The 19579-nt window shown below is 49.5% G+C and carries 11 protein-coding genes; 4 read left to right on the forward strand and 7 right to left on the reverse strand.

Annotated elements, in window-relative coordinates:
* Positions 1 to 7: 7 nt before the first annotated feature.
* From murF to ACI3E1_RS05375, 3 genes are all read right to left on the reverse strand, one after another.
* Positions 8 to 1390 (reverse strand): UDP-N-acetylmuramoyl-tripeptide--D-alanyl-D-alanine ligase, encoded by a 1383-nt coding sequence (murF, locus tag ACI3E1_RS05365; RefSeq protein WP_405024632.1) that lies wholly within the window; start codon positions 1388 to 1390, stop codon positions 8 to 10.
* 312 nt (positions 1391 to 1702) lie between these two features.
* Positions 1703 to 2602 (reverse strand): zinc metalloprotease HtpX, encoded by a 900-nt coding sequence (gene htpX / locus ACI3E1_RS05370; protein WP_405024633.1) that lies wholly within the window; start codon positions 2600 to 2602, stop codon positions 1703 to 1705.
* A 13-nt stretch (positions 2603 to 2615) separates the two neighbouring features.
* Positions 2616 to 3176, reverse strand: a complete 561-nt coding sequence (locus ACI3E1_RS05375; protein WP_405024634.1) for a LemA family protein — start codon at positions 3174 to 3176, stop codon at positions 2616 to 2618.
* A gap of 384 nt (positions 3177 to 3560) precedes the next feature.
* On the opposite strand from ACI3E1_RS05375, the gene ACI3E1_RS05380 reads away from it, so the two are divergent.
* The 4 genes from ACI3E1_RS05380 to ACI3E1_RS05395 are packed head-to-tail and all read left to right on the forward strand — an operon-like array spanning position 3561 to position 8604.
* Positions 3561 to 4193, forward strand: a complete 633-nt coding sequence (locus ACI3E1_RS05380; RefSeq protein ID WP_405024635.1) for a TetR family transcriptional regulator — start codon at positions 3561 to 3563, stop codon at positions 4191 to 4193.
* Positions 4186 to 5937, forward strand: a complete 1752-nt coding sequence (locus tag ACI3E1_RS05385; protein WP_405024636.1) for an ABC transporter ATP-binding protein — start codon at positions 4186 to 4188, stop codon at positions 5935 to 5937. Before ACI3E1_RS05380 ends, ACI3E1_RS05385 begins: the two co-directional genes overlap by 8 nt.
* Positions 5915 to 7765: an ABC transporter ATP-binding protein gene (locus tag ACI3E1_RS05390; protein WP_405024637.1), complete on the forward strand. Its 1851-nt coding sequence runs from the start codon at positions 5915 to 5917 to the stop codon at positions 7763 to 7765. Before ACI3E1_RS05385 ends, ACI3E1_RS05390 begins: the two co-directional genes overlap by 23 nt.
* On the forward strand, positions 7762 to 8604 hold the full coding sequence (locus tag ACI3E1_RS05395; protein WP_405024638.1) for a hypothetical protein: 843 nt from the start codon (positions 7762 to 7764) through the stop codon (positions 8602 to 8604). The genes ACI3E1_RS05390 and ACI3E1_RS05395 overlap by 4 nt, the downstream gene beginning before the upstream one ends.
* Before the next feature lie 78 nt (positions 8605 to 8682).
* On the opposite strand, the gene rpoC is transcribed toward ACI3E1_RS05395, so the two are convergent.
* The 4 genes from rpoC to ACI3E1_RS05415 form a co-directional block, all read right to left on the reverse strand.
* The gene (gene rpoC / locus ACI3E1_RS05400; RefSeq protein ID WP_405024639.1) at positions 8683 to 12351 is read right to left on the reverse strand and encodes a DNA-directed RNA polymerase subunit beta'; all 3669 of its coding nucleotides are present in this window, start codon (positions 12349 to 12351) and stop codon (positions 8683 to 8685) included.
* 31 nt (positions 12352 to 12382) lie between these two features.
* A complete protein-coding gene (locus tag ACI3E1_RS05405; RefSeq protein ID WP_405024640.1) occupies positions 12383 to 16009 on the reverse strand; it encodes a DNA-directed RNA polymerase subunit beta in 3627 nt (1208 codons plus the stop codon).
* Positions 16010 to 16252: 243 nt separating this feature from the next.
* Positions 16253 to 18646: an ATP-dependent Clp protease ATP-binding subunit gene (locus ACI3E1_RS05410; RefSeq protein ID WP_405024641.1), complete on the reverse strand. Its 2394-nt coding sequence runs from the start codon at positions 18644 to 18646 to the stop codon at positions 16253 to 16255.
* An 18-nt stretch (positions 18647 to 18664) separates the two neighbouring features.
* Positions 18665 to 19132 carry a CtsR family transcriptional regulator gene (locus ACI3E1_RS05415; protein WP_405024642.1) on the reverse strand — a complete coding sequence of 156 codons (468 nt, stop codon included), beginning with the start codon at positions 19130 to 19132 and terminating at the stop codon, positions 18665 to 18667.
* Positions 19133 to 19579 lie beyond the last annotated feature (447 nt).

A 19579-nucleotide genomic window follows, 5' to 3' on the forward strand; every position in this document is an offset into this window, starting at 1 on the left:
TTTTCTCCTAACCAACTGACGGTGTTATCAGCGCCGCCAAGACCTTCTCAAGGTGCATACCGTGACTTCCCTTTAATAAGACGATGTCATCGGCCTGCACGGTTGACAATAAATCACTAATTAAAACTGGTTGTTGTGCTAAGGGGTACCAATGAACCTGATCTTTCCCGTAACGGTCAGTTAAAGCATCCGCGAGGTTTTTCATCAGGTTGCCGCACAAATATACTTGCTGGATTTTTCGAGGATCAAGTGCATCAGCTAACGCCGAATGCATGGCAACGCCCTGTTCACCCAACTCAAGCATATCGCCCAAAACAGCAATCCGCCGCCCAGCTGTCGGAACCTGAGCAAACGCCGCTAACACCTCACGCACCGCCGTTGGGTTAGAATTGTACACGTCACTCAGAATACGCATCCCACTTGGCGCAATCCGCCACTCTGTTCGGTTAGCGGTAAGCGCAAACGTCCTTAACGCCTGCCGCATATCAACAACCGGCACCTTAAACAACTGACCCACGCTTAACGCCGCTAACGCATTCATCACGTTATACGTTCCAATCATGTTAACAGTCATCGGCTCGTCCGGCCATGCACTCGCAGTAAACGTTGTCGTCGTCGCATTACCCGCAATTTTCCGGGCAACAAGGTCGTTATTTTTCTGCATTCCAAACGTACGCACGGTCTGCACTAGGTTAGCCGTCCGCGCGCGTAGTAACGGCTCGTCCCCGTTGTATACCAAGGTACCATCCGCTTTTAGCCCGTGAGTAATCTCCATCTTAGCATCCGCAATACGCTCTCGGGTCCCAAAGAATTCAATGTGGGCCTCTCCGATCATGGTAATTACCGCAACGTCTGGCGAAACCAACCTACTCAGCGCATCAAGCTGACCGCTGCGATCCATCCCCATCTCAACAACTAGCACCTCAGTCCGTTCATCCATTCCCAATACGGTAATCGGTACTCCAATTTCATTATTGAAATTAGCGTTCGTCTTATGAACGGTAAAGGTCGTCCCTAGAACCGCCGCAATCATGTCTTTTGTGGTCGTTTTCCCGTTACTCCCCGTTACGGCCACCACCCGCGGATTAACCCGTTTAAGGTAATACCGGGCAAGGCGGTGTAATGCCGCTAACGTATCCGGCACAACAATTGCGGGCAAATCAGCCGGAGCCGGTCCGTGATCAGCCTGCCATAACGTTGCTACCGCCCCGGCCTGCTTTGCTGCCGCTACGTACGCGTGCCCATCGTGCTCACCAATCAACGGAATAAAAAGCGATCCCGCATCTAACTGGCGACTATCAAACCCCACACTTGTGATTGTCACCTGACCAGCATTCCCCGGTTGGGGAGTTGCAAGTGCTTGAGCAACCTCACTTAACTGCATGTCCATGTCATGTTTTCCTTCCGTTTTTCAAGGGTGGTTCCCCACCCGTTCTCCCCGTTATTGTACCATACCGCGTCTCCGATAAAGTGAACCCTAACTATATTCTCTTCACCGGTAAAAGTCAATTAAAAGGGCGCGTCCCCCAATATCGAACCGGGCGTAATGAAAAGCTACTAGCTACACAAAGCGCAAATTACAACAAACATGGCAACTGATTTTCCCCACTCAATCCGTTCGTTTTAACGCCAAATTAACCCCAAAAACAAGGAGACTGCGTTTCTTGCAACAGTCTCCTTATCTTACCGATTAATCATTTAATTACATTTCTTCCAACCGTTTAATTCTGTCAGCCACTGGTGGGTGAGTGTCAAAAAGATGAGTCCATGACCGCTTTTTGAACGGGTTAGCAATGTATAATCCAGCACTACTAGCATCAGCCGCCTTCATTGGTTCACTATCAGTAATCTTTTGTAATGCGCTGATTAACCCCTGCGGATTCCGGGTTAGTTCAACCCCCGAGGCATCAGCCAGGTATTCCCGGTTCCGGGAGAGTGCCATTTGCGCAAGGGAAGCTGCTAATGGCCCTAGTATAAGAACCAGCACTGCGCCCACGGCAAACACAACTGTTAATACGCCGTTCCCGTTGTCTTCATCATCCCGGTCACCCTGGCCGCCACCCCACCAAAAGAAACGCATTCCCATACTCACTAGCACAGAAACAACTGATACTAAGGCGAGCGAAATGGTCTGGAGTCGGATATCGTAGTTGCGAATATGGGAAACTTCGTGAGCAATTACCCCTTCTAATTCTTCGCGATTCAGCCGGGCTAACAGTCCCTGCGTTACCGCAACGGCAGCTTTCTCCGGTCGATTCCCCGTCGCAAATGCATTGGGACTAGGATCATCAATGATAAACACCCGTGGCATGGGGACGTTCGCCGCCAAAGCCATATCTTCTACTATGTGCCACAATTCCGGATACTCAGCAGCTGTATGAACCTCCCGGGCATGGTTCATATCCATGACGATTTCGGTTGACTGACTCCACGTAACGATAAAATAGATGACTCCCAAAACCACCGCAGCAACTAATCCCGCACTAATACTTCCAAAGAATAAGTCACCAACAGCTGCGCCCACGGCCGCAACTAACAAGATAAAAGCCGTAAGCACATAAATTGTCCGTCGTTTATTCTGCGCAATTTGCTGAAACAACACGGCCCATCACCACCTAGAACTTAACTTCCGGAACCTGCTGAGCCTCAGCCGGCGCCTGCAAGTAGTCAACTTTAGTTAAGCCACTCAGCCGCGCAATGATATTCGTTGGAAACATAACTAATTTCTGGTTAAAATTAGCTGCTTGGTTATTAAAGAGTTGCCGGGAGTACGCAATTTTATTTTCTGTATTACTTAATTCTTCCTGTAACTGGGAAAATTCTGCGCTGGCTTTTAAATCAGGATAATTTTCTGACAACGCAAAGATCGACTTTAAGCTATCAGTAATCTGATTAGAGAGTTCCATCTTTTGCTGATGGTCACCTGCCGGAACGTTGACTAACTGGTTCCGTAACTGAACAACCTGTTCAAAGGTACTCTTTTCGTGCTTAGCATATCCCTTAACCGTGTTAACTAAATTAGGAATTAGATCGTTTCGCCGCTGAAGTTGAACATCAATCTGGCTCCACGCCTCTTCGGTATACACCTTAGCCCGCTGAAGACCGTTATATAAAACGATGTAGCCGCCAATCAAAATAACGGCCAACACAATAATGATGATGAATAACCATTTCATCGTAGCTACCTCCTTGGAATTAACTATGAAATGAACGTAGGCCAATCATAGCATATTTAATCCTAAACCCAAACAATTATTAACAAAAAAAAGGAGCTCAAAAGCTCCCCGCGCAGAACCATCTTAAAAGACAGCGGAATAACCGCTCCACAACGGTCATTCCCTTCCCCACAATCCGGTGGTACGGAAGCCTGCAAGTACGTGTGGTCGGTGCGCCGCAGCGCTGACCACCTCGACTCATCGCATCAGAATCCATCCTAACTTATTTTAAAGAAAAACGCAACGATAATAATTGACATGCGCCTCAGCCGAGCGTTAACATGACATTGTGTCGTATGACATATTGTCATACGACAATACACGTTAGCGTTAAAGGAGGAGCTTATGCCAACCCAAACATTCTTAAACCTTCCCCAGAAGAAACGCCACCGCTTAATTGACGCGGCTATTCAAGAATTTTCCCGTGTTCCTGTTAGCGACGCAACTATCAGCCACATTATCAAACAAGCGAAAATTCCCCGGGGAAGCTTTTACCAGTACTTCGCGGATAAGTTTGATTTGCACCACTACATCATCGGCCAATTTCGCACATCATGGATTAACCAGTGGCGTAATTTCCAGATTGAAAACCATGGGAACCCCTTTGCCGCTATTCGGCAACTCTTCCCCATTATTCTTGACGACATTACATCCCCGCAGTACTACCGTTTCTGGCAAAACACCTTTATTACCTTTCGCGATCACCAAATGCAACCCAGCCAAAAAAAGGGACACCTAGCCAAGAAACCAATTCTCACCACACAAAACGTCGCTCTTGACCACCTAGCGATTACCGCTGATCAACTTTCCCTACTTCAACAGGAGCTATTCGCCTCCATTTTCTTTGGGATCCGCTTATATATCATGGCAAGTTACCGCGGGGAAAAACATCCCCGCCAGCAAACCCTTGACCAATTCAACACGTTAATATCCTGGCTAGAAAACGGCGTTGTGAAACGGAGGGATTCATATGATTAAGCTCATTCGTAATCGGCTCCCCAAGAAAGCCATCGTAGGGTCATTTATCTTTATGCTGATCCAAGTCATTACCCTATTATATTTACCAACATTAACGGCTAACATCGTCAACAACGGGATTGCCAGGGGGAACTTACATGCCATCGTTCGCATTGGGATAATCATGCTCTTCTTCTCCCTAATCAGTGTGGGAGCGGCGGCGGCCAACGCTTTTTTCTCTGCCCAAGGTTCCCAAAAGCTCGGGCAACGATTACGAAGCGCTGTTTTCCGAAAAGTCATCACCTCTTCCCGTGCTGAACGGGAACACTTCGGCACGTCATCCCTAATCACCCGAACAACAAACGACATTATGCAGATTCAAAACGTCGTCTTAATGTTCCTGCGACTAATGATGATGGCCCCGTTAATGTTAATCTGTGCTAGCATCCTAGCCTACGCTAAGAGTCCCACCCTAACACTAATCTTTATCATTGTCCTTCCAGCCCTCGCCCTGCTAGTCGGCATCATCGTGTACTTTGCCAGCCCGCTTTTTGCGGCCATGCAACACAAACTCGACGCCGTTAACCGGGTCTTCCGGGAAGGCTTAACGGGGGTGCGCGTTATCCGGGCGTTCCGCCAGGACCAGTTTGAACAAGAACGGTTTGACAACGCTAACCGGGATTATACGCAAAATGCCGTGAAAGTATACAGCATTACTGCATTGATGCTCCCCATTGCAACCCTCATTATGAGTTCGACCAACGTTCTTATCACGTACTGGGGGAGCCGCCTCATTGCGGTGCAAGCAACGATGGTCGGAAACATGATGGCGTTCATCGCTTACGCTACCCAGATTTTAATTAGCTTCATGTGGCTTGCAATGGTGTTTGTTCTCGTTCCCCGCGCTCAAGCCTCTGCCAAACGGCTAAACGCCGTTTTAGACACAACTAGCTCAATTGTTAATCCACAGCACCCAACGTCAATCAGAGATAAGGTTGCCTCCCTGGAATTTACCGCCGTGCAGTTTACTTACCCGGGCGGCAGTGCTCCTGCTTTGAGCGGAATCACCTTCTCCGCTTATGCCGGGGATACGGTAGCCGTAATTGGAAGTACCGGTTCAGGAAAAACCTCCCTGGTCAACCTTATCCCGCGTTTTTACGCTCCAACTGCTGGTGCTATTCGGGTCAACGGGGTCCCCGTTCAAGCGATTAGCCTCCACGAGCTTCGCAATCAAGTTGCTCTAGTCCCCCAAAAAGCGACCCTTTTTAGCGGAACAATTAGAAGCAACATGTTGTGGGGAAATAAAGATGCAACGGATGAAGAAATCTGGCACGCTTTAACCATTGCGCAGGCAGCTGACTTTGTGCGCTCCTTGCCGGACCAACTTGACGCTACCGTTGACCAGGAAGGCGCTAACTTCTCCGGAGGGCAACGGCAACGGTTAGCGATTGCCCGGGCACTGGTGAAAGACGCCAGTATCTACGTTTTTGATGATTCATTTTCCGCACTAGACTTCCAAACCGATGCCCGCTTGCGGGCCGCCCTTAAACATGATCCACGAATGAAGAACCGCGTGGTCGTCATCGTCGGTCAGCGAATTGCAACCGTAGCGGATGCCGCTCCAATCATCGTGTTGGATCACGGAAAAATGATTGGCCGAGGAACCCACCAGGAACTCTTGGCAACCAACACCGTTTACCAGGACATTGTTTACTCGCAATTAAGAAAGGAGGATGATCACCGTGACGAAAAGTGTTCGCAGTAAGGTCCAAAAACCCAAAAACTTCTGGAAAACAACGGGACGCCTTTTGATTTACATGAAAAACCGGTTGTTTACCATCGCCATCGTGCTCGTCCTGGCGGTAATTGGTCAAGTTTGTCAGATTCAAACACCAAAGATCCTCGGAGAAGCCACCACAACCATCTTTAAGGGAGTTATGCAGGGAACTGCGATGCAAAAGGCGGGAATTCCTATGAAGCACTGGCCAATTGATTTTACCCGGATCGAGCACATCCTTCTAATTGTCCTAAGCCTATACGCTATCGCAGCAATTCTTTCGTTTGGGCAACGCCTAATTATGAACGTGCTCGCCCAACACTCCGTTTACCAGATGCGTAAACAAATGAAACATAAGATGATGACCGTGCCGGTCCATTACTACGACGACCACAATAACGGGGACATCATTAGTACCGCCATCAACGACCTGGATAACATTTCATCAACCCTCCAACAAACCCTCACTCAGTTAGTAACAGCCATTGTCCAGTTGGTGGGAACATTCTGGCTAATGCTGACCATCAGTTGGCAATTGACCCTTTTAATTATCCTGGCCATTCCGGTAAGCACTATTCTGGTAGGAATTATCGCCCCCCAATCACAAAAGAACTTTACTGCTCAGCAAAATCACCTGGGATTATTAAATAACCAGATTGAAGAAAACTACGCCGCCCAGGAAGTCGTGCAGGCGTTTGCCCGTGAAGAGGACGTAATTACCCGGTTTGAACGAGAAAACGAGCAGGTTTACCAGGCATCATGGAAGGCCCAGCTCTTTTCAGGCATCATGCAGCCACTAATGCGGTTTGTTAGCAACCTTAGCTACGTGGTAGTGGCAATCGTCGGGGGAATTGAGGTCACCCATGGCCAAATTTCACTGGGGAACGTCCAAGCAATGCTGCAATACTCGACCAACTTCTCGCAGCCAATTATGCAGCTGGCCAACTTAGCTAACACCATTCAGCTGACAATTGCGTCGGCTGAGCGGGTCTTTGGGGTACTCGATGAACCGGACATGAAAGAGCCAACGACCACCATGCCCCCAGAAAAGGAGCCCGCTGGGATTATTGAATTCCAACACGTCCGGTTCCACTATCCGAATGCTACGGAACTAATGACCGACTACAACCTAACGGTTAAACCAGGACAAATGACGGCTATTGTGGGCCCAACCGGAGCGGGAAAGACCACCATCATCAACCTCCTCGAACGGTTCTACGACGTGACTGACGGGGTCATTCGGTTAAACGGACAAGACACCCGCACAATGAGCCGGGAAAAGGTGCGTTCCCACTTTGCAATGGTGCTTCAAGATACCTGGCTGTTTACCGGAACCATTTGGGATAACCTAAAATACGGCCGGGAAGAGGCTCGCGACGAGGAAATTTATGCCGCGGCCAAGGCAGCCTCCGCTGATGCGTTTATCCGTCAACTACCTGATGGCTACCAAACGGTCCTAACGGAAGGCTCAGCCAACATTTCCCAGGGCCAACGCCAACTCCTAACCATTGCCCGGGCCTTTGTAGCCGATCCGGAAATTTTAATTCTTGATGAGGCCACCTCCAGTGTTGACACTAGAACTGAACTGCAGATTCAACATGCCATGAATCGGCTCTTAAAAAATCGAACCAGTTTTGTAATTGCACACCGGCTATCTACGATTCAAAGTGCGGATCAAATTATCGTGATGAACCACGGTCAAATTGTTGAAACCGGAACACACAACACGCTCTTAGCGCAAAATGGGTTCTACGCCGACCTGTATAATTCTCAATTTGAGGGGAACGTAACAATGGACGAAGGAGGGTTAGCATGAATAAACGCTTAATCACCATCGCAACGATTCTTAGCCTCAGCGGCCTTGTTGCCGGTTGCCAGTCGCGGATTACAACTACGGCAAGAACGTACCAACAAACGGGTATGGTCGCGACCATTAAGGGCCATGCTGCTGGCAAAACCATCAAATACCGGATTGGAAGTGAAACGATACACACAGCTACCATCCACAATAATTCGTTTGTCGTTTCAATAGCACCAACTACGCACCAACAAACCGTTACCCTAAGTGCACCTAACACCTCACAACACAAGGTAACGGTTAAGGCCGCTAAGCCACTAGGAAACTACCGCCAGTTTGCCCGGCGATACAACCAGATTATTACAATGGCACAACTATCGTCAGAACAGCAACACCAACTACAGGCAACTCCCCAGCTAAAACACAATCCCCAGGCGGCCCAAAACAATCCACAGCTTCTACAGCAAACACAGCAGGCTCAAAAAAACCTTAATCAAGCCCGTCAAAAGGCCCGTGCATCCCAGCTTCCCGCATACCGCCAGGGCATCCATCCCTTAGTTAAAACGGCCAGTTACACCCTGCGAGGGAACATGCAAGAGAACCAGTTGATGGGCGTAACCATGATTATCCCCCTCCGCAATCTCAAAAATAAGCAGGCTGCCCGGCAATTTGGAACCGCCTTTATGGCCCTTAGTCAAGCATGCGGGGCGAATGGTAAACAAGTTCTCCGGGCATTTAAACGGGCCACTGATCACCAAAAAGAACAACAAACAACTCTTAAGACGATTACCAACCACGGCGTCCACTACCAGGTTGCCTTCTCCCCCAACGGGTTATACGTCTACGTTACTAAGTGAATAACTTTACGGTAAACAAAGAGGAGCCAGCTCCCATAACGGAATCCTGGCTCCTCTTTTTTATCCCCTTATTTCGTTCTAATTAACGGAATCGGGTTGATTATCATCGTTCATCTTAAGCTGACTTTCGACGTCGGAAATCGAGTATACGCTGTCCGTTGCAATTGCATCGGGCGTTTCCGGCTCGATGTTGCGGTACTTCGGCATCCCCGTTCCGGCTGGAATCAGCTTCCCGATAATGACGTTTTCCTTCAAACCAACTAGCGGATCGTTCTTGCCCCGAATAGCAGCATCCGTCAGTACCCGGGTTGTTTCCTGGAATGATGCAGCGGATAAGAAACTGTTGGTTTCCAATGACGCCTTAGTAATTCCAAGAAGGACTGGACGGGCCGTTGCTGGTGTCTTACCGGCATACAAAGCCTGCTCGTTATTATCGGTAAAGTCACCGATATCAAGTAGCGTCCCCGGCAGCATATCAGTTTCACCCGGATCCATGACACGAACCTTGCGCAACATCTTCCGGGCCATAACCTCAACGTGCTTATCGGCGATGTCCACCCCTTGCATCCGGTAAACCTTCTGAATTTCGGCCAAAATATACTTTTCGGTTGAAAGGGTGTCACGAACCTGAATCAGTTCTTTCGGGTCAATCGAACCAACCGTTAATGGGTCACCCCGGTGAACTTCATCACCCTCAGCGACCTTTAAGACAGAAGTGAACGGGAGGTCATACGTCCGCGTATCCGTCTCACCCTTAACGGTGATTGTCTTTGTCCGTTCGGCCGGATTCTCCTCAATTGCGTCAATTACCCCTGTAACCTCAGTAATGATTGCCCGTCCTTTCGGGTTCCGGGCTTCAAAGATTTCTTCGACACGCGGTAACCCTTGGGTGATATCGTCTCCGGCAACCCCACCTTGGTGGAAGTTCCGCATCGTCAATTGCGTCCCTGGTTCACCAATTGACTGGGCAGCCACCGTTCCGACGGCTTCACCCACTTCAACGGCATCCCCAGTTGCCATGTTCCGGCCATAGCACTTCTTACATACCCCATGCCGAGTATTGCAAGTAAATGCTGACCGAATCGTGACACGCTTAATTCCCGCATCAACGACACGCTGCGCGTCATCTTCGTCCATTAAGTGACCGGCCGGAACAAGCGTTTCGCCTGATTCTGGGTCATGAATGGATTTCATCGTGTACCGCCCAAGAATTCGATCGTACAGTGGTTCCACGATTTCGCCGTTGTCGTCCCGGATATCCGTAACAATCAGTCCGCGGTCGGTGCCACAATCCTCCTCGCGAACAATCACGTCCTGGGCCACATCAACTAACCGCCGGGTCAGATACCCAGAGTTAGCCGTCTTCAATGCGGTGTCCGTCATTCCTTTCCGGGCTCCGTGAGAGGAAATAAACATTTCCATCACGGATAATCCTTCCCGGAAGTTTGAGATAACTGGCAGCTCCATTGTCTTCCCGTTCGGGGCAGCCATCAAACCACGCATCCCAGACAGTTGCGTGAAGTTGGAAATGTTTCCCCGCGCTCCAGAATCTGACATCATCTGGATTGGATTAGACGGGTCAATATCTTCAACCAGCCGCTGCTGGATCTGATCCTTAGCATCGTTCCAAATTGAAATGACCTGATTATACCGTTCGTCATCCGTAATAAGCCCCCGCCGGAACTGTTTAGCTACCATTGCAACCTTCTGCCGCGCTTCCGCCACAATTTCTGGCTTTTCAGGAACTTCCGTTACGTCGATGAACCCAACGGTTAATCCAGATTTTGTTGATTCAAAATACCCAAGATCCTTCATCCGGTCCAGCAGTTCGGACGTTTCTGTCACCTTGAACTTCTTGTAAACGGCAGCAATGATATCCGACAAGAACCCAGACTTAAATGGTGGAACAATGTCCGTCTTGTTCATGTAATCCATGATATCTTGCCCTGGTTCAAGGAAGTACTTGTCCGGAACCTGTCCGTACAGATTATCGTCTGTTGGCTCGTTAAGGTACGGAAAATCGGTTGGCAAAATCTCGTTAAAGATTGCCTTCCCGGCCGTCGTTACCATGATCCGTTCCTTCTGCCAGGCAGTAAACGGCTTTCCTTGCTTAGCGAGTGAAGCGGTCTCCAATCCAATCCGCGTGTGCAGGTGGACGTAGTTATTTTGATAGGCTAACCGAACTTCGTTAACGTCCTTAAAGATCATGCCTTCACCCTCACGACCCCGTTCTTCTGTCGTGATGTAGTAGTTCCCAATCGTCATATCCTGGGATGGCGAAATAATTGGTTTCCCATCCTTAGGTGCCAGAATATGATGAGCAGCCAGCATTAACAGCCGGGCCTCTGCCTGAGCTTCCGCTGACAGCGGAACGTGGATCGCCATTTGATCCCCATCAAAGTCGGCATTGTAAGCCTCACATACCAGCGGGTGCAGCCGCATAGCCTTTCCATCAACCAGCTTTGGTTCAAAGGCCTGAATTCCTAGCCGGTGCAATGTAGGTGCCCGGTTCAACAGAACAGGGTGTTCCTTGATGACATCTTCTAGAACATCCCAAATATCGTCATCCTGCCGTTCAATTTTCCGCTTGGCATTCTTAATGTTAGAAGCCATATCCCGCTTTTCCAATTCGTGCATCAAGAATGGTTTGAATAATTCAAGTGCCATTTCATGCGGAATTCCCATCTGGTTTAAGCGCAGGCTTGGGCCAACATCAATAACGGAACGACCGGAGTAATCAACCCGCTTTCCTAGCAGGTTCTGCCGGAACCGTCCCTGCTTTCCCTTTAACATGTGGGAAAGGGACTTTAATGGCCGGTTTCCCGGGCCGGTAACTGGCCGGCCACGCCGCCCGTTATCAATCAGGGCATCAACGGCTTCTTGCAGCATCCGCTTTTCGTTTTGGACGATGATTCCCGGGGCGTTTAGGTCTAGCAATTTCTTTAACCGGTTATTCCGGTTAATAACCCGCCGGTACAGGTCGTTAAGGTCAGACGTTGCAAACCGCCCACCTTCAAGCTGAACCATCGGTCGTAAGTCAGGCGGAATTACTGGAATAGCATCCATTACCATCCACTCCGGCCGGTTTCCCGACTTCAGGAATGCTTCAAGGATATCTAACCGGCGAACTGCCCGGGTCCGCTTCTGGCCCGTTGCTTCACGCAGTTCATCCTTTAATTCGGCACATTCCTTTTCCAGGTCAACGTCGGCTAACAATGTCCGCACTGCTTCCGCTCCCATGCTAGCCTGGAACTCGCTGCCAAACTCTTCCCGTTTTTCCCGGTACTCCTGCTCGGTTAGCAGCTGTTTCTTTTCAAGCGGTGTTTCTCCCGGATCCGTAACTACATACGACGCAAAGTAGATAATTTCTTCCAGTGCCCGGGGGCTCATATCCAGGACAAGTCCCATCCGGCTTGGAATCCCTTTAAAGTACCAAATATGAGTTACTGGTGCAGCCAACTCAATGTGGCCCATCCGTTCGCGCCGAACCTTGGCGTTCGTGATTTCAACCCCACACCGGTTGCAAACGTCACCCTTATACCGGATACCCTTGTACTTTCCACAGGCACATTCCCAGTCCTTTGTTGGCCCGAAAATCCGCTCGTCAAACAGCCCATCCTTTTCGGGCTTCAACGTCCGGTAGTTAATTGTTTCAGGCTTCTTGACTTCCCCGTAAGACCAACTCCGGATCTTATCGGAGGAAGCTAAGCCAATCTGCATGCTATCGAATTTATTAACATCGATCACTGAACCAACCTCCCTTTCGTTGTGTTATCCATTATTCTGCATCGTTATCCGTTGCCGCATCATCAGAAGCACCGTTTCCTTCGGTCTCCTGCTTCTTTGCAGCTTCTTCCTTTGCCTTCTTTGCAGCCTGTTCCCGGGCTACCCGGCTCAGTGCATCGACGTTAACGATGTTATCGTCTTCTTCGTCCATGTCGCGCAGTTCGATTTCCTTCTTATCAGGATCTAGAACCTGCATATCTAGTCCCAATGCTTGCAGTTCCTTAACAAGCACCCGGAAAGATTCTGGTACTCCTGGCTGTGGAATCGGTTCGCCCTTAACGATCGCCTCGTAAGCCTTAACACGCCCCACAACGTCATCTGACTTGTACGTTAGAATTTCTTGCAGGGTGTATGCAGCCCCGTAAGCTTCCAGCGCCCACACTTCCATTTCACCAAACCGCTGGCCACCAAACTGAGCTTTTCCTCCAAGTGGCTGTTGGGTAACTAGTGAGTACGGTCCAATTGACCGGGAATGAATCTTATCTTCAACCATGTGGGCAAGTTTCATGTAGTACATGACCCCGACAGCAATTCGGTTATCAAATGCTTCCCCGGTACGGCCATCGTACAAGACTGACTTCCCGTCGTCCGGTAACCCAGCTTCCCGAAGCGCATCCCACATGTCTTCGTCGGTTGCTCCGTCAAAGACTGGTGATGCCACGTGCACACCAAGTTCCTTTGCAGCCATTCCAAGGTGTAAGTCCAATACCTGCCCGATATTCATCCGGGATGGAACCCCCATTGGTGACAACATGATGTCAATCGGCGTTCCGTCAGGCATAAACGGCATATCTTCTTCGGGGATTACGATTGAGACCGTCCCTTTGTTTCCGTGCCGACCAGCCATCTTATCACCAACTTGGAGCTTCCGTTTCTGGGCGATGTAAACCCGAACCATCATGTTAACACCTGGTGAAAGTTCATCGCCGTTTTCCCGGGTGAAAATCTTAACATCCTGGACGATTCCGCCACCACCGTGAGGAACCCGCAGGGAAGTATCCCGAACTTCCCGAACCTTTTCACCAAAGATAGCGTGCAGTAACCGCTCTTCAGCGGATAGTTCTGTCATTCCCTTTGGCGTCACCTTTCCGACCAGAATATCACCATCGTGCACTTCCGCTCCAATCCGGACAATTCCAAATTCATCGAGGTCCTTTAAGGCATCCTCCCCAACGTTTGGAATTTCACGCGTAATTTCTTCCGGCCCAAGTTTAGTATCCCGTGCTTCACTTTCGTGTTCTTCGATGTGAATTGACGTGTACACGTCTTCCTTGACCAGCCGTTCGTTAATAGCAATGGCATCTTCGAAGTTGTACCCGTCCCAAGTCATGAACGCAATCAGCGGGTTTTGCCCCAGCGCTAATTCACCCTGATCCATTGCTGGCCCGTCTGCTAACACTTCATCAGCGTCGACCTTTTCACCCACACGGACAATCGGGGTCTGGTTGTAGTTCTTTCCTCCGTTTGACCGGCGGAACTTCATTAACTTGTACGTGTCCAGGGACCCATCCTCACGCCGAACACGAATTTCCTTCGCATCCACGTACTCAACCGTCCCAGCATTTTTACATAGTAAGGCTACTCCAGAGTCGTGCGCTGCCTTGTATTCAATCCCCGTTCCAACAAGCGGAGCGTGCGGCTCAATTAAAGGCACAGCCTGCCGCTGCATGTTAGCCCCCATTAGGGCCCGATTAGAGTCATCGTTTTCCAGGAATGGAATACATGCCGTTGCAACGGCAACAACCTGCTTCGGTGACACGTCCATGTAGTCAACTTTATCCACGGAAATTTCAACGTTATCATCCTTATGCCGGGCCATAACCACCTTGTCCTTAAAGGAACCGTCGTCGTTTAACGGTGAGTTAGCCTGAGCAACAACGTAGTTATCTTCCTCGTCAGCTGTCAGGTAGTCAATCTTGTCTGTAACCTTATGAGTATCCCATGAAACGCGGCGGTATGGTGTTTCAATGAATCCGTACTTATTGACCCGCGCGTAGGTTGACAAGCTGTTAATCAAACCAATGTTTGGCCCTTCAGGTGTTTCAATCGGACACATCCGGCCGTAGTGCGTGTAGTGCACGTCCCGGACTTCGTATCCAGCCCGGTCACGCGTCAACCCGCCCGGTCCAAGGGCTGATAACCGCCGCTTATGCGTTAATTCGCCAAGCGGATTCGTTTGGTCCATGAACTGGGATAACTGGGAGCTCCCAAAGAATTCCTTGATTGAAGCGACCACCGGCCGAATGTTAATTAATTGCTGGGGCGTTACCGTAGCGGTATCCTGAATGGACATCCGTTCACGAACAACCCGTTCCATCCGGGAAAGCCCAATCCGAAACTGGTTTTGGAGCAGTTCACCCACGGAACGAATCCGCCGGTTCCCTAAGTGGTCAATGTCATCCGTCGTCCCAATCCCTTCCTGCAAATTAAAGAAGTAATTAATGGATGCCACAACATCAGCTGGCGTAATGTGCTTGTAGTTCAAGTCAACGTTTCCGTTACCAATCATGTTTAATTCTTGCTCTGGATTTTGCTCAGAGTAGACCTTAATAATCTGGAGTTTCATCGGCTCTTGAACAACACCATCTTTAGCCGGATGGAACGTAACCATCTTGAAGTCGTCCCGTTTCAGGTACGGTGCCAACTTATCCATTACCCGCTTATCCAGCAAATCGCCCTTCTTAACAAGAATTTCACCCGTATCCGGGTCTGCTAACGTTTCGGCAACCCGCTTGTTTAACAGCCGCCGCTTTAAATCAAGCTTCATATTCATCTTATAACGACCAACAGCTGCCAAATCATAGCGCTTTGGGTCAAAGAACCGGGCTGTCAGCAAGCTCCGTGCTGAGTCCGCCGTCTTCGGTTCCCCCGGCCGTAACCGCTCGTAAATGTCCTTTAGTGATTCCTCTACCCGGGAATCTTCCGTGTTCTTATGGATATCCTTTTCCAGCGTCAACATTAAGCTGTCAGTTTCTCCGAGCATCTCAATGATTTCACTATCAGAGCCATACCCCAAGGCCCGAATCAGCTCGGTAATTGGGAGTTTCCTCGTCCGGTCAATCCGCACATACCCGATATCCTTGGTATCCGTTTCGTATTCAAGCCAGGCACCCCGGTTAGGAATTACGGTCGTCCCGTAACTTGTCCGGCCGTTCTTATCAACTTCAGAGTTGTAGTACACCCCTGGAGAACGAACCAGCTGGGAAACAATTACCCGTTCAGCCCCATTGATAATAAACGTTCCTTGCTTGGTCATCAGCGGAAAGTCCCCAAAGAAAACATCCTGGGACTTAATCTCGCCAGTTTCCTTATTAATTAGGCGTAAGGTAACGTGTAACGGCGCCGAGTAATTAGCATCGTGCTGCCGCGCTTCCTCCACCGTATACTTTGGTTCCAATAACTGGTAATCAACAAATTCAAGCGATAGGTTCCCGGCGAAATCTTCAATTGGCATGATGTCTTCGAACATTTCGCGTAACCCTTCATCGAGGAACCAATTGTACGAATTCGTCTGAATTTCGATCAAATTCGGGAGATCCAAAACTTCCTTGATTCGGGAGTAACTTCTCCGTACACGGTGCTTGCCGTATTTTACCAAGTGTCCTGCCAAGCTGTTCACCCCTCATTAAGATTCCGCAAATTTAGCAATATTACATTTTTGTTACAAATCTCCAAAAATCACCCTTACCAGGGCTTTTGTAGCAAAAAAAAACCAAAAACAGTTTCAAACGGTCCATCCCGCCATCACTATTTTTGCTTCTTCATAACCCAGCATGGACAATAGATCACACTGAGTTGCTAAATTCACAGTTTTTTCAACTACGTATTCTACCTTGAATCTACTAATAAGTCAACGGTATCCTTACTTAGGCGTTACCGTAATTTGCCCCCGCCGGGCACCAACGGTCACCGTCATTCCTGCAGTTACCGTTCCTGCTAAAATTGCAGTACTCAACCGGTCCCCAATCAACCGCTGCAAGGCACGCCGCAATGGCCGTGCCCCGTACTCCGGTTTATAACCAGCATCCACAACCGCATCAACGGCTGCCGGAGTTATTTGAAGCCGAATTTTCTGATTGTCAAGGCGCGCCGCCAATGGTTTCACCATCAACCGCACAATTTGCCGGAGCTGTGGTTTAGTTAGTGCATGAAAGACAAGCACGTCATCAACCCGATTAATAAATTCAGGACGAAAATGGCGTTTCACCGCCGCATGCACCGCAGTCGCCATCGCATCGTAATCATCAGCGGCGTTAACCGCGCCAAACCCAACGCTTTTTTCGTCGCGCAGCGTGGTGGCACCAAGGTTTGACGTCATAATGATGATCGTGTTTCGAAAATCAACTTTCCGGCCCTTTGAATCAGTCAAAAAGCCGTCATCCAAGACCTGGAGCAAAAGGTTAAACACGTCCGGATGAGCCTTTTCAACCTCATCAAACAATACCACCGAATACGGGTGTTGGCGAACCTGTTCGGTTAGCTGTCCTCCCTCATTAAACCCAACGTATCCGGGCGGGGATCCAACTAACCGGCTTGCGTTAAACCGTTCCATATATTCACTCATATCGATCCGAATCAGACTTGCCGCATCACCAAACACACTTGCCGCTAACGCCTTTGCGAGTTCTGTTTTTCCCACCCCCGTCGGTCCTAAAAACATAAATGAACCAAGAGGCCGCTTGGATGAACTGATCCCACTCCGGGCCCGCCGAATTGCCCGGACAACCGCACTGACCGCCTCATCCTGACCAATTACTTGCCGGTGAAGTTCCCGTTCAAGGTGCACAAGACGCTGCTGCTCACTCCGGGTAATTCGGGTAACTGGAATCCCCGTCCACGCCGCAACTACTGCCGCAACATCTTCCGCCGTAACGGTTCCATGTACCCGGGGCTGTTTTCTACGACCAGACGCTCTCCTTAGCTGCATTGCCCGGGAAAAATCCCCCTGTTCAAGTGCCCCTTGGAACTGCTGGCTCTTATCATCCCGGCCATCATTCTGATTCTTACGTTGAGCAACACGGAGCTGAACGTGGGCTGCTGCCTCATCCATCAAATCAATCGCTTTGTCCGGCAGCTGCCGGGCAGGGAGGTACCGCACACTAAGGCGAACCGCTGCATCCAAGGCAGCATCACTAATTCTTACCCCGTGATGCTGTTCGTACCGGGGGCGCAACCCCCGTAAAATCATTCTTGCCTGTTGCGCGCTTGGCGCCGCCACCGGAACCCGGGCAAACCGCCGTTCGAGGGCGGGATCCGCTGCAACGTACTTTTGAAATTCTGCCTGGGTAGTTGCCCCGATTACCTGAACAGCGCCCCGAGCCAAAGCGGGTTTCATGATATTCGCCGCATCAATTGCTCCTTCCGCGCCTCCAGCACCAACGAGGGTATGTAGTTCGTCAACAAAAAGTATAACGTGCCCATCCCGGTTAACCTCAGCCAGCACCTCTTTTAATCGGTCTTCAAATTCTCCCCGGTACTTTGTCCCCGCAACAAGCGCCCCCATCTCAAGGGCCATTAACCTTACCGAGTATAGGGATGGCGGAACCTTTCCCGCAACAATCTGCTGAGCGAGGCCCTCCACAACCGCGGTTTTACCAACCCCCGCATCTCCTAAGAGCACTGGATTATTCTTTGTGCGCCGGCTTAAAACTTGAATCAACCGGTCAATTTCCGCCTCACGGCCTAAAACAGGGTCTAACTCTCCTGCACGCGCTTGGGCCGTCATGTCGGTTGCAAGCTTATCCAGTGTTGGGGTGGCAGAACGTTGGGCTGCTTTATTCTCCTGGTGGAGTTTTTTTTGTAGCCGCCGGTAATCTGTCTCCGTCATTCCAAGCTGCTTTAAAACCCGCCGTCGTAACTGGCGAACGTTAACTCCCAGGTTCACCAGAATCTGAACGCCAAGGGTTTGTTCGTTCTGTAATAACGCTAATAATAACAAACCAGTATCAACCTCTGCGCGGTCTAATAATCGGGCCATCGTTAGCGCCCGTTTCTGGATTATTTGAACACGGGGGGATTCTGGGTGCTGGGCCCGCCGCCAATGCTGTCCCGAGCGAATCATCCCGCTAAGCTGTTCAATCACATCAGCAGGTGTAATAATCTCTTGCCGCAAAACAAGTCCTGCAACCCCATCTTCCTCGGTTAACAACCCCAATAGGAGGTGAGGAGTAGCTACAGTATCATGATGACACCGCCGCGTCTGGGTTTCCGCCATCTTCAAGGCTTGTTGAGCACTCTTTGTATACTTAACTATCATCCAATTACCACCTCACCCTTAGTCCACACACCGCAGCCGGTTAAGCAGGGCAATCATCATCCGGGCCCGCACCGCTGCCTCAACCATTCGGTCACCTACATTTAACGCATCGTGTCCCATTACCGTTAACAAAAGGTTTCCTTCCTTCCGTGACAGCAACTTATTCTCGTACAACGTCTGGACGATGTGAAGCGCATCCACTGAGCTTAACCGGTCGCCCACCATCTCAATCAACTGATCAATAATTTGAGTGTCATTCACCAGGTCGACTTTTTCAATTCGAATGTAACCACCTCCGCCCCGCTTGCTTTCAACCAGGTATCCATCCTGAACAGTAAACCGGGTTTTAATTACATAGTTAATCTGTGACGGGACGACGTCAAAACGCTCAGCAACTTCTGAACGCTTAATTTCGACCTGCCGACTTTCTGCCAAAATTTCCTTTAAGTACCGCTCAATAATATCAGAAACGTTTCTGCTCTGCATCAAAGTCACCCCCTTGTCTGACTATTTTTGACTAAATTATAGATGATTTTCAACCGGATGAAAAGACGCACCTAGCCATTAAAAAAGAACCGTAACTTACATCACGCTTCCCATCAATGACCGAAATCATAGCAGTTTTCCGCCGCTTTTTCTATTTTATTAAATCGCACCGTTACCAGTCCCGTTTACGCTGTCATATCAGCATAAACGGCTCTCACCCTTTTTCTAGCCATCTCACCCAAACCGTTGCAAGCTTTTTATCAATTCTTCTTAAGAAGGTCGCTAGCAAACTAAAAAGCAGCCCAATTTACAGGTCGCTTCCCTCTTTATTTTAAAATTAATGCAACAATTATCAAAACCGCTCCAACTAAGAGGACTAACCCCCAAACCCAAGCAACCTGCCCCAGGGATTTCTCTCCATCCTAATAACTTGCCAGCACCACTAAT

It is taken from the genome of Ligilactobacillus sp. LYQ139 (genome assembly GCF_045033025.1).
GTDB lineage: Bacteria > Bacillota > Bacilli > Lactobacillales > Lactobacillaceae > Ligilactobacillus.

Coding starts and splice junctions, on each gene's coding strand:
- ACI3E1_RS05395 (WP_405024638.1), top strand. CDS start 7,762: ATGAATAAACGCTTAATCACCATCGCAACGATTCTTAGCCTCAGCGGC.
- ACI3E1_RS05385 (WP_405024636.1), top strand. CDS start 4,186: ATGATTAAGCTCATTCGTAATCGGCTCCCCAAGAAAGCCATCGTAGGG.
- murF (WP_405024632.1), bottom strand. CDS start 1,390: ATGGACATGCAGTTAAGTGAGGTTGCTCAAGCACTTGCAACTCCCCAA.
- ACI3E1_RS05410 (WP_405024641.1), bottom strand. CDS start 18,646: ATGATAGTTAAGTATACAAAGAGTGCTCAACAAGCCTTGAAGATGGCG.
- ACI3E1_RS05415 (WP_405024642.1), bottom strand. CDS start 19,132: ATGCAGAGCAGAAACGTTTCTGATATTATTGAGCGGTACTTAAAGGAA.
- ACI3E1_RS05380 (WP_405024635.1), top strand. CDS start 3,561: ATGCCAACCCAAACATTCTTAAACCTTCCCCAGAAGAAACGCCACCGC.
- ACI3E1_RS05375 (WP_405024634.1), bottom strand. CDS start 3,176: ATGAAATGGTTATTCATCATCATTATTGTGTTGGCCGTTATTTTGATT.